The following is a 12,338-nucleotide window of genomic DNA, read 5'->3' as shown; positions in this document are numbered from 1 at the left end:
GCCCCCTGATCAATGCTGGATAAATTTCATCAATACCTTTCTTCTAAAGTTGTCCTTAGCCCTGCTGAATGGGAGAAAATCAGCAGGATTTGTGTCTTCAGAACACTTATTAAAGGGGAGTTTCTATTGCGTGAAGGTGAAAAGACTGCTGATCTTATTATTGTTGTGCAGGGCTGTATCCGTACCTATCTTGCAGACAGTCTCGGAAAAATCAGGATTAATAGTTTTGCCATTGAAAATGAATGGGCAGGTGATGCACAAAGTGTAGGGAGAGGTGTTCCTTCTAAATATAGTATAGATGCTATTGAACCTACCACAGTGGTGCTGATCAATAACCTGAAGTTCGAGGCACTCTGCAGGCAAATCCCGCACCTGAACCAATTCCTGACAGATAATCTTAAAGAATGTTTATCAGGGAGCCGCGGACAGCATGATTTGGTCACCATTCCAACCGCAGATGATAAATACCGTTCTTTCTCTGCCCGGCATCCTGAACTTTTAGCGCGGGTGCCACAGTATATGATCGCCTCCTATTTGGGTATCACGCCAGAATCATTAAGCAGGATCCGAAAAAAACTGGCGAAAGAGCGATTTTTTACGGTCTCATAGCTTTGAAACGGTTTATTCTTCTTTCTGACTCAAAGCCTTTGCCCTTTCAAAAAAGCTTTTTTGCTGTAATTGCTGTTCCACCTCAACTATGGCTTTCATTAAGTTGTTTTGGGTATCAGTCAGTTCGGTAATTGCGGCTATAATTATTCCCCAAACCGGCTGCATTTGTTCCACCAGCTTCTTTCCTTTTTCGGATAATTGCAGCAGACGTTTGCGTTCATCATGTTTATCCTTCTTTGAGCGAATCAGCTTTTCCTTTTCCAGTTCCTTTAATAAAGTAATAGTGGAAGGATGGGTATAGCCAATCTCATTTGCCAGTTCAACAACGCTTAATACAGGTTTAAGGTGCAGTGTATAGATTACCGGGAACCACTTAGGCTCAAAGCTGATTCCATTCTCCTTATAAACCAGGAAGCCATCTTTCCTGATCTGTTCGCTCAGGCGTTGCAGCCGGGTCGAAATGGCTAAAATGCCCGATTCATCAATTACATTCATTCGGTCGCTGTTTAAATGCTTAAATGTAAGTGATAAAACTTATTATCGGCCATCATCCTTGGAAAATAAGCAGGGAGGTCAGCTACAGCTATGCTATTGAAATCATTTTTCTCATAAAAGCGATGTGCAGCTTTTAAGATATCCACAGTGCCCAGGTATACATCGGTGATATGCTGGGCACGGCAAAAAGTCAGCAGGGTTTCCAGTAATTTCTGTGCAATGCCATATTCCTTACCTCTGAATTCCTTTTTCACAAACATTTTTCGCAGGGCGCATGCATTGTGCCCGGTATTGATCAGGGCAATGGTTCCGACTAATTTGCCGTCGATCTTTGCACCCCAGAAATTTCCACCCCCCTGCTGGTAATTGGATTCGATATCAAGCAAGTCTGGCTGCCCTTCAATAGTTATGGGTACATTAAATTCAATTTGCTGTATGGGTAATATCAGGTCGATGATTTCGGTACAGTCATCATTAAATATAGGCGCGATGGTTAAATTGATTGTGTTCATAATTCCATATATTATTTATGTTCAAATATACGTAGTTAAATACATAAAAGAAGAAAATATTCATATAGATATACAAAAAGAGGCCGCCTCAAGATTGAGGCAGCCTCTTTACAGGTAAATAAAAAAATTTAGACAGCTGATATAATGCTAATTAACAATATAGCCTGCAATCTTTTTATTGACATCTTCACCCCTGAGGTTTTTTGCAATTACCTTTCCATCAGGACCAATCAATACATTTTGAGGGATAGCACTGATACCAAAACGAAGGGCAATTTCAGTTTTGAATCCTTTCACATCGCTTACCTGAGCCCACGGCAATTTGTCCTGTTCAACGGCTCTTAACCAGGCTGCTTTAGTGTCATCCAGAGAAACACCAACAATCTCAAAATTCTTTTCTTTCAATTCATTGTATGCTTTTAACAGGAAAGGATTTTCGGCACGACAAGGCACACACCAGCTTGCCCAGAAATCTACCAGCACATATTTACCTTTTAAGGAAGAGAGCTTGAATTCATTGCCGTTTTTATCCGGCAGGGTAAAGTCGATCGTTTTTCCTATGCCGAACAGCTTTGCCTTATTGTATTTAGCAGTTAACTTCTGACCGTTAAAACTAGCCAGCACTCTCGGACTCAATACACTGTAAAAAGGCTCAAAAGTTACCGGATCAATAACCGCAGTTTTATTTTCTGCAATCAGGTCTACACTTACGTAGGAATCGGGGTGACTGTAGATAAAAGAATCTAAAGATTTTTCAATTTTAGCATGCACAGGTCTGGCCTCAGCTTGTATCGTTTTAATCGCTACCGTATCTTTCACTTTAGCATACCATACTTTGGTGAACCGCTCGGTAATTTCTTTAAACCGGGACAGCAAACGCTGTGTTTGGGCAGTGTAATTCAGAAAATCTGTCTGCGCCTGTGCTCCGGTAATCACAGCTGTAGCCATGCTGTCTTTTCCCGCGACTTTATAATTGCCTTTTTCGAGGTAAAACAATTGGTCGTCGGATGATCTGCGGGTTTCGTTAACCGCTTTTTTCACCGGAACTAAACTCAGATAAGCCTTATTCCCGAAAGAAGTGGTGCCGCTCAGGCTAAACTTCCCGTTTTTAACAAGGGCACTGTCTTTAGCATTTTTACCTTCGCTGTTGATGTAATTCAGCATGACCATACGGTCTGTTCCCGCAGCAGATAATTTTCCTGATATTTCAAATTTATCCTGTGCCATGCAGAAGCCTGAAGGCAACAATAACAAGGCAGCAATTGTGATTTTTATGTTCATGGTGATACAAATTATTTAATAAAGGCAGCTAATTTTGCTGGCAGATCTTCACCGCGAAGATTCGCAGCGATAATCACGCCTTCCGGACTGATCAATAAATTTTGTGGTATGGCTTTAATGTCTAACATGGCGGCCAATCCTTCTTTTACTTTCATTCCCTTCAGGTCAGACACCTGTAACCAGGGTAGTTTATCTTCTTTTACCGCATTTTCCCAGGAAGCTTTACTTTCATCAAAAGACACACTTACAATTTCCAGATTCCTGTCTTTCAGTTGCTCATAGGCTTTGATTACATTGGGGTTTTCTTTACGGCACCAGTAACACCAGCTCGCCCAAAAATCTATAAATACATATTTGCCTCTTAAGGATTTGATGTTGAATAGTTTCCCGTCAATAGCTGTTTGTTCGAAATCGATGATTTTCACACCCACCGCACGCTTTTCATTGGCTAAGATCCTGCTGATAGCCAGTTGACCCAGTGGGGACGACTGCAGCTGGGGAGAGAATTTGTAGAACAATGGTTTTACAGCTGCAGAGTCAAAGTGACTGCCCAGAACAGAGTGGTTGAATGTATATAAACCCATAAACGAGTTCAGGTGAGTCTCTACAAATTTCTGCTGGATAGCCTTGATCTGTGCTACATGGCTGGTCAGGCTATCTTGTGCCTCTTTTTTCTGTGCTACAGTTTTTCCTTCTACAACGCCATGATCTTTAGTAAACTCATTTTGAATCTTCATGATTTTATTGGTAATCGGCGTAACCAATGCAGCTAATTCCCGGTTTTCCCGATCAGACACTGAACCTGTTACTGTGGCATCTTTGATCGCATCTTTCCCGGTAAATGTGATCCTGGAATTTTCGAGATAAAAACTCAGATTATCCCTTTGCTGATCAGCTGAGCGTTTGATGGCGATCAGCGCATTTTGTGGTTCCTCCACTTTTCCGGTAAACTGGAATTTTCCACCCTTAATCTCTACAGAGTCGGTTTCCTTCCAGGCCCCGTTTTGTAAAGTAACCAGGTAAGCCCTGGCCGGTCCTTTTAAGTCTGATAATTTTCCGGTTAAGGTATAGTTTTTTTGAGCTGCTACCATAAAAGGTAGCAGCATCAGGATTGAAATCAGTGATTTCTTCATTTTCTTATGATCTATAATTACTTTATCTTCAATTAATTCCTCAATAAAATCCCACTTACAAAACCAATGTTGTACGTAACTGTAGCTGATGGCTTATATGGAGTTGCGGCCAAAATGGTGAAGCGCAGATATCTGGCCGTAGTTAATGAAGGCATAGTTAGCGTCTGACTTTTCGTGGCATTATTGACATCTATTGCATAGGTACCTTTATCTACCCAGGTAATGTTATCTGAACTCGTTTCCACTTTAGCAGAAGAGGTATAGCCCCCTGCGGCCGGTGTAACAGCGGTTGGAAAGAAATAGTCAAATGACGGAAAGGTAACATTGCGTCCAAAATCAATACTTACCCATTGTGGTAAAACGGTTGTATTTGCACTTGCCCAAAAGGTTGTACCTGTAGCCGCATCCACCGCTCTGGCGGGTACATTAACGCCAAGTGTGGATGACGCAGTAGCTGTAAGCGTATATCCTGTATGGTCTATATAGGCCGCCTCACCTGTGTTAAAAACGTAATAAATTACCTTGCGTGTTTTCGGATCCTGCACTACTCCATCTACAGATGCTATAACCAGTGGAAGCACGTAGGCAGTGCGCGCTCTCAATGCGGTCTGAAAACTCAGATTCAGTACACCCGCTTCTGAAACCCTGGTTCCTGCCGCGATGGCTACTGTTGGTTTATAATACAGATAGCTTGTTGTAGGCAATAAAAGCGCATTATTCCCATACTTCGTTCTATAATCAGCAATTTTAGTGGTATCCGTCGCGAAAGTTACATAATGGGCATCCGAAGATACATCACCCTGTAACGCAGCTTTCATTTCTACACTCACTAAAGTTATATTCCTGATGTCAAATGCAGTTGACACCACGTCGGTTGAAGCTGGCAGATCAAAGGTCACACGTCCTTCTGCTAGCGTTTCGCGAACTGACTTGTCTTTTTTACATGCCGTAAGCAAAAACACTGCCGTGCATATTGCCAGTATATTCAATTTATATGTTTTCATCTCTTGTGTTCTATAGATTATGGATTCTGTATCATGTCCGGGTTAAAGGCTATCACCTGGATCGGGATTTGCAGTGTATATTTACTGCTGTGTGGCTCTAATGTAGCAATCACTCCATTCTGCGCATTTAGTCGGGTTACAACAGGCATTCTGTCTTCCATATCAAATCTTCGCATATCAAACCAACGTAGGCCATGGAAAGGTAATTCACGTCTTCTTTCTGCGAGTACCTCAGTTAGCACCACATCCTGAATAGTAGACGTAAAATCTCTGCTCGTAACCGGAGTACCCGTATACCGGTTGCGGCGAACTTCGTTGAGGTGGACTAATGCTGTAGCCAGGTTATTGGCTCTTGCTGCACCTTCAGCAGCAATCAGGTGCATTTCCTGTACAGTCGTGCCGGAATTAGTAAAAGAAAAGACGTTTGTCACTGCTTGTGCATAAAACAAAGTTGCTCCTCTTACCGTACTGGCCCAATTCGTATATAAAACTGTTCTTCTGGCATCATTGGCTGCGAACATACTTTTTAACTCTGCAGATATCGAAATTCCTGCAGCAGCAGAGGATCGACCGTAAATTGCGTCCGGGTGCGACACCACATTGGTGGTAGCTGGAAAAGTTGCAGCATTGGTATAATCAATCATTATTGCACGGGTACTGGCCAGCGCCAGTTCAGCATAACGCTGCGCTTCTGTATATTCCCTCCTGTACAGATAAACACGCGCTAAAACGCTGTAAGCGGCAGCTTTTGAACCGCGAAACCTCGCATTCGAGTTATCCTCCGGAAGGTTGGGGATTGCCTCATTGATATCATCGATGATATGCTGGTAAATTTCAGCAGCAGTACTTCTGCCAGGTGCTTTTTTACTTACATCATCCGAGGTGACAAAAGGTACAGCCAGGTCGGTCGCAGCGGTTGCTGCATTATAAGGTTTGGCATATTCGTTCACCAGGTAGAAATAAGAATGGGCACGGCCCAATAAGGCTTCGGCCTTAAGACTGTTTTTCTGCGATGCTGTGCCTCCCTGGGCAGCGTCAATGCCCAATAATACGGTATTGAACAGGCTGATGCGTCTGTAGTGTTCACCCCATAAATAGGTCATTGACCCTACATCGGTAGTAAACTGCGGTGCCCAGGTATAGACCAATTCACCCAATGTGGTTGGCGGAGTATTGATGTTCAATACATCAAGATTGTCCGTCATGTTATTCATTAAGTTATTACCGTCCGTTTCAGTGGTCAGCACAACACTATTTAACCACAGATCAAAGTCATTCGTTGTTTTCAGCAATTGCTTGCCTTTTGGTTCAACATCCAGATACTTGTCGCAGCCACTAAAAATCAGACCACACAGTAATAATTGGGCGGCTATATATTTAAATTTTTTCATTCGTACCAATTTTAAAAGTTAGTGAATAAACCCAGTGTATAAGTAGGGGTCACATACGATTTGCCGTAGCTTCCCGTAGCCATACTAAAATTATAGCGATTAAAGCCTACCGTATACAGGTTTGAAGCCTGGGCCTTGATCTCGAAGTTCTTAAAGCCGGCTTTTTTTATAAAATTCAGGTTATTTAACCGGTATGAAGCCGTCACATCGCCGAGCGTGATGTAATCACCATGTACCACGTAATTGCTGTTATACAAGTATGCCCATGATGAATTGGGGTTACCCAGATCAGTCAGGTTTGGAATATCTGTCTTCAGCTCGTCACCCGGAACCCTCCAATAGTTACCTGCTCCTGGCAAAGGTCTGTTATCTGCAGGAGTGGGCCTTGGCACCCTCACTTTAAAACCACCATAATAGTTCACCATCGCAAAGAAGTAAAAGTTACCCACATCTACGCGGTTACTTAATCCTGCACTAATACTCGGAACGGTAGTTCCGGAATACTGAACCAGTCCCGAATCTTTGCTGGACATCGCAGTAACTAAAGGCTGTCCGGTACTACTGGTATTTACTACATAAGATGTACCATTTTGATCCACAATAATTGGATGACCTTCATTGTTCAAACCCGTGGTATTGTAAGAAAACATTGCACCTACAGGATAACCACTTACATACCCCAGTACATCAAGAATTTGCGGATCGTATCTACCCGTCCGGGCAACATCCAGCACCTTACTGTTATTTTTGGCAATCACAAGACCTGTATTCCAGTTAAAGTTTCTCGTGGAGATCCAATCTGCTTTCAGGCTAAACTCCAAACCATTATTCCTGATGGTGGCATAATTAACCAAGGCTGAACTGGCACCAAGCGTTGGGTCGATCGGAGAATTACCCATCACATCCGTCGTTTTTTTCGTATAATAATCAAAGCTACCACTGATATTTTTGAAGATACTAAAATCCAGTCCCATGTTCAGGTTCTCTGTCTGCTCCCAGCGGAGGCCGCTGTTGGCATTGGATGCTAACACAAGCGAGGTCAATGTAGGCGTATTGCCGCCATTATTCTGTGCCTGGGCAATCACCTGCGGAAGTGAAAGCTTGGCCACATTTCCATTAAAGCCGAAGGCACCGCGCAGTTTTAACTGGTGAAGCCAGTTTACATTACTCATAAAATCTTCTCTGTGAATGTTCCATGCTGCTCCCAATGACCATAATGGTTTGTATTTATATCTTGGATCACTACCAAACAGGTTAGACTGATCAATACGAATACTTCCTGATAAGGAATAGGTATCCTTATAGGAATAAACAATGTTAGAAAAGCCCGATAAAAACCGGTCTTCACTATAGGTCTGGTTAAACAAACTGTTTAAAGCTCCAAGAGGTATTCCAGTAACCAATGTACCCCTAACTGACGCCAGATTGTTAATGATAGAAGCATAGTCAACGGGCTGTTGCAGCAAACTCTGGTCGTTATAGCCAAAATAAGAGGCTAAATTGCCTTTATTTATAACGTTCCGCAATTCTGCACCCGCTATGGCATTGATAGAGTGGTTGCCAAATCTTTTGTTATAGTTCAGTTGCGTACGCGCAGTATAACCATTGGAGCTGGTATTCTGCTGACGAAGGAAATCGCCGTCAGGTACATTCCTTTTAAATACCCCCCCTGCAGTCACGGTATAATTATTTACCCAGGCATTTACTTCCGAAGAACCCTGTGCAGCCAGATGTCTGATTTCTGAACGGGAGGTCTCATATACGCCGCCAAACAAGAGGTTAAAGCCTTTTCCGATATCATAGTTAAAATTGGCAATGGTTTTGTTATTTAGTGTGCGCGTTTTGTCGCTTATTGAATTAGCGTCAACCAGCGGATAATAGTTCTGGTCTAACAAACCCTGAGACATGATGTAACTGTTATAAACTGGCGCGTAGCTTTTAGAAATGATAGCGGCAGGATTGCCATTTACGTCTTCATAGCGTTCATATCCTGCGAACTGAGATGCACCTGGTATAGGCGCACCGTTATTACGAAGTTCCTGATATTCTGTGGTCAGTTCCAGGCTTAATCGTTTCGCCAGTTTCAGCGTTGTTCTGCCCGTTAATAAAAATCTGTTATTGCCATTCAGGATCGCATTATTTTGTTTACCTGTATAATTTGCAGTAATATAATACAATGCAGTAGGCACACCACCAGAAACATTTAATGTACTTGTTTGCGTAGCTGCCGTCCGCTGGAATAAACGGCTGTAATCATCCAGATTATCATAGTTGGCCAGCGCTGCAAAAGAGCTTTCGGCCTGCGCAGGCGAAATGATGCCGGCTGCAAGCTGAGACTGGAGAAAGAAAGGGATTGAACGGCCTATATTCCCTACCCCTGTATTGAACAAGGTTCCCCAGGTTGCTGGCGTAATATTTAGCGTTTGTCTTTCCCTTACGTATTCGGAATTGATAGCTGATGCATTTGGATCCCAACGGTAACGGCTATAATTCTCCTCTGGTGTAAGACCAAGGGTTGTCCTGAAACTGAACTGTGCTGCACCGGGACTCGCCTGCTTCCGCTCAATAATAATTACCCCATTCGATGCCCTTACCCCATATACAGTAGCAGAAGCAGCATCTTTAAGTATGGTTACAGATTTGATCTCGTTCGGATCAATCATATCCAGTGTCAATTCAGTTGGATAGCCATCCACCACAATTAACGGACTCTGGTTGGCAGACATGGTGGAAATACCCCTGATATTAAATAAAGGCCTGGAAGTTTTATTACCAGTCGGGTCTGTAGATGTCAATGAAACCGAGTTGTTGATCATCAATCCGGGTAAACGGTTTACCAATCCATCAAGAAAATCAGAACTCACCCTTGATTCATATTCTTTTGTGCCAATCTGCGCTACCGCACCGGTACTCTGTTCAGGTTTGATGCGCTGGTAACCCGTATTGATGGTTACCGCAACTTCATCCAGCCTGGCCACATCAATAGCCATACGAATCGTACCCAGTTCTTTCGCCGATTTGATTTCCTGTTGCCTGTAGCCAATATAAGAGATGACCAATGTGGCATCCTCTTCCACGTTTTGCAGCGTAAAAGATCCGTCCGCTCCTGCCCTGGTAAATTGCTTCTTCCCTTTGATTATCACGCTGGCACCCGCCAGTGGATTCCCCGTTAAGGAGTCTACCACTTTACCATGAACAGTGATATTTAAAAATGGCGCCAATACGGCCTGTATAAACGTTTTAGGTTTAGCCTTTAAGGTAACAGTATTGTTGTTGATCTCATACGTAATTGGCTGGCTTTCGAAAATTTCGTCCAGTACCTTTTTGAATTCTACGTCTTTAACTCTAATATTTACGGATTTTGCCTTCTCAAGAAGGTCTCCTGGCACTACAAAATTATAGCCACTCTGTTTTCTCAAGTTCCTGATGATATCCTCTAACGATGTATTGGATTTGTTCAGGGTGATTTGCTGTGCAAAGCCAGCAGCACTAACCTGCATGATGGTGGCTATTAAAATAACGGTGGTTAATCGCATCATCAGCCAAATTTTATGGATATACCTTGGTATACCCGGTTTCATTTCTAGTTTATTTAACACTTCATTTAGGTTCTGACAGAGACTTAGCGGTCCAAATGAAAGACCGTCAATATTGCTTTAATGAGCAGTATTAACTAAGTTTGTTTGTCTGGTTAATTGCAGCATGCCGGCGTCGTCAAAACTCAGCAGCTGCGGTTCGGTTGATAATTTGTGTCAAGGCCATACTTACCATATCCTGACGCCAATCAGGGTATGGTTTACCTATTTTCTTGCTCTGGGGGCCGGGCTTAATTCTATTGTAAGTTTTTCTGCATAGGGTTGGGTTTAGTAAATTGGTGAATTGAATGATGATTAGCGGGAGACATAAATTTTTCTTCCCTCGATTTTAAAATGTACATCTCCGGTAGCTTCAAGCGGAATCAATACCTTTGAGATATTGTCAAAGCGGGATACTGATCCCCAAAAAATACCAGCAGGAATTTCTTCTTTATAAATGATTTCCACATTGTACCAGCGTGCAATCATTTGCATAATTTCCTTGATATCCAGACGGTCAAAAACAAAATTATTGCTTTTCCAGGCCACAGCAAACTCAGGATCTACCCTGCTCAGGTTGATATTTCCATGGCTATTGGCAGCCTGATTTCCGGGCTGCAACAGCCTGGTCTGGCCTTTATCCTGAACTTTAACACTACCTTCCAGTAAAGTGGTGCGGTAGGCACTTTCATCCGGATAAGCATTTACATTGAAATGAGTACCCAGCACCTCTATGGATTGCGTGCCGCTTTCCACAATGAAAGGATGGTCTTTATCTTTAGCAACTTCGAAATAACCTTCACCGCTCAGTTTAACTTTGCGCAACCCATTTACAGTCAGTGCCGGATTATAAGTTAAACTTGATGCTGCATTCAGCCACACTTTCGTCTGGTCCGGAAGTGTGATGATATAAGTTTCTCCAATCGCTGTGGTCAGCGTGTTCAGCGCATTGGAATTGCTTTGGCCGGCCTTAACCTGATAAATCACTTGTCCGTCAGCGGTTTTTGAGATCGATAAACCCGACTCTTTTGCAATCTCTCCATTGGCGGCACCATTTAAACTGATCTTTTTGCCATTTGCCAGGGTTAGCGTTGCCCCCATTTTTCCTGGTGCGATATCATTTGCTGTCAGGTGTGTATAATCGGCTTTCCTTTCAGGCCCGGTTAATAAATATATGCCAAAGGCCACAAGAACAGCGGCCACGCCGGCGATAGCCGCCATACGGCTCCATAGCGGGATGCTCCTTTTTGTAACGGAGACAACAGGGATTTCAGCGAGCTGAGATTTGATTTTGTGCAGCGTGTTTTCCCATGCAGGGTCATATTCATCTGCAAAAGCAGTATCCTCAATTTCAGCATCCAGGAGAATGATCACTTCTTCATCATATTCTTTTTCAGCAATGCGGTCGAAAAAGAGCGTCGTCTCCTCGGCAGAGGTTTCACCTTTAACATATTTTGCAAATAGTGGTTGAATAGATGAGTTTTTGGGCATTGTTTTAATAAATGTTGTTGGTCTGATCCGGGTGTGTAAAGGATAAGTACAACAAAGTCAGGGATAGGACTACTCGAATAAAAATAAATTTATAAACGCTTGTAATACAGGAGAATTATTATAAATCCAGATAATAATCCGGCCTGTTCGTCCAGGAAATTACGGATATATTTTGTGGCATGCACCATCTGATTTTTGACGGTATTCTTGGATATCTGCAATTGTTCTGCAATCTGATCATGGCTAAGCCCCTCATTTCTGCTCAACTCCCAAATGAGTCGACGCTGGGCAGGCAATTGTTCAACTGCAGCTTTGACCGACGCTACACTTTCGCGAAAGATGATCCGTTCTTCAGTGTCATTGGTTGATGCCTCTGCATAATCAGCAATACTTTTTAAAATTCTTGCATCACTGGCCACTTTTTTCAAATATTTTAAAGCCTGACGATTAGCGATACTGAAAAGATAGGAAGTAGGATGATTCACTTCGGCAAAGGCTTCCCTGCTGATCCATATGTTAACAAATATGTCCTGGATTAATTCTTCAGCCAATTCCGGGACTTTTACAAGCTTTAATACATAGGGAAAAAGTCTTTTCGAAAAATGCCGGTAAATGGTTTCAAAAGCACGTTCATCACCTTTAGCAAGATTTGCAAAAAGCTCAGCTTCATTTACCAATTTATAAATTACTTTACCCATTTTACACCTTTCGCACGAAATACGCTAAAAAAAACATTGAAACCTTTGCTAATGTACAAGATTTCCATCATACAGCAAGACTTCGCCTGATCTATCCGGAAAATCCAGCCAAATTGTTTTATTTATGTTACATCAGCAGCAAAAACTGA

General features: G+C 42.6%; 10 protein-coding genes. 1 reads left to right on the top strand and 9 read right to left on the bottom strand.

Annotated features, from left to right (window positions below; all coding sequences use genetic code 11):
- Positions 1–12: 12 nt before the first annotated feature.
- On the top strand, positions 13–609 hold the full coding sequence (locus OQX62_RS07430) for a Crp/Fnr family transcriptional regulator (protein WP_265830812.1): 597 nt from the start codon (positions 13–15) through the stop codon (positions 607–609).
- 12 nt (positions 610–621) lie between these two features.
- Here the strand turns inward: OQX62_RS07430 and OQX62_RS07425 are convergent, their stop codons facing one another.
- The 9 genes from OQX62_RS07425 to OQX62_RS07385 all read right to left on the bottom strand — a co-directional run bounded on the left by OQX62_RS07425 (position 622) and on the right by OQX62_RS07385 (position 12,189).
- On the bottom strand, positions 622–1,104 hold the full coding sequence (locus OQX62_RS07425; protein WP_265830811.1) for a MarR family winged helix-turn-helix transcriptional regulator: 483 nt from the start codon (positions 1,102–1,104) through the stop codon (positions 622–624).
- Between the two features lie 11 nt (positions 1,105–1,115).
- Positions 1,116–1,616: a GNAT family N-acetyltransferase gene (locus tag OQX62_RS07420; RefSeq protein ID WP_265830810.1), complete on the bottom strand. Its 501-nt coding sequence runs from the start codon at positions 1,614–1,616 to the stop codon at positions 1,116–1,118.
- Between the two features lie 147 nt (positions 1,617–1,763).
- On the bottom strand, positions 1,764–2,897 hold the full coding sequence (locus tag OQX62_RS07415; protein ID WP_265830809.1) for a TlpA disulfide reductase family protein: 1,134 nt from the start codon (positions 2,895–2,897) through the stop codon (positions 1,764–1,766).
- An 11-nt stretch (positions 2,898–2,908) separates the two neighbouring features.
- Positions 2,909–4,030 carry a TlpA disulfide reductase family protein gene (locus tag OQX62_RS07410; protein ID WP_265830808.1) on the bottom strand — a complete coding sequence of 374 codons (1,122 nt, stop codon included), beginning with the start codon at positions 4,028–4,030 and terminating at the stop codon, positions 2,909–2,911.
- Between the two features lie 32 nt (positions 4,031–4,062).
- Positions 4,063–5,034 (bottom strand): discoidin domain-containing protein, encoded by a 972-nt coding sequence (locus OQX62_RS07405; RefSeq protein WP_265830807.1) that lies wholly within the window; start codon positions 5,032–5,034, stop codon positions 4,063–4,065.
- Positions 5,035–5,051: 17 nt separating this feature from the next.
- Positions 5,052–6,425 (bottom strand): RagB/SusD family nutrient uptake outer membrane protein, encoded by a 1,374-nt coding sequence (locus tag OQX62_RS07400; protein ID WP_265830806.1) that lies wholly within the window; start codon positions 6,423–6,425, stop codon positions 5,052–5,054.
- Positions 6,426–6,436: 11 nt separating this feature from the next.
- The gene (locus OQX62_RS07395) at positions 6,437–9,964 is read right to left on the bottom strand and encodes a SusC/RagA family TonB-linked outer membrane protein (RefSeq protein WP_265830805.1); all 3,528 of its coding nucleotides are present in this window, start codon (positions 9,962–9,964) and stop codon (positions 6,437–6,439) included.
- A gap of 351 nt (positions 9,965–10,315) precedes the next feature.
- Complete coding sequence (locus OQX62_RS07390) at positions 10,316–11,491, bottom strand: FecR family protein (protein WP_265830804.1); 1,176 nt, start codon at positions 11,489–11,491, stop codon at positions 10,316–10,318.
- A gap of 89 nt (positions 11,492–11,580) precedes the next feature.
- Complete coding sequence (locus OQX62_RS07385; RefSeq protein ID WP_265830803.1) at positions 11,581–12,189, bottom strand: RNA polymerase sigma factor; 609 nt, start codon at positions 12,187–12,189, stop codon at positions 11,581–11,583.
- Between the last annotated feature and the right edge of the window lie 149 nt (positions 12,190–12,338).

Source organism: Pedobacter sp. MR2016-24 (assembly GCF_026239655.1).
Taxonomy (GTDB): Bacteria; Bacteroidota; Bacteroidia; order Sphingobacteriales; family Sphingobacteriaceae; genus Pedobacter.
The sequence above is the reverse complement of the archived record's forward strand: the minus strand, read 5'-3'. Positions and strand labels throughout refer to the sequence as shown.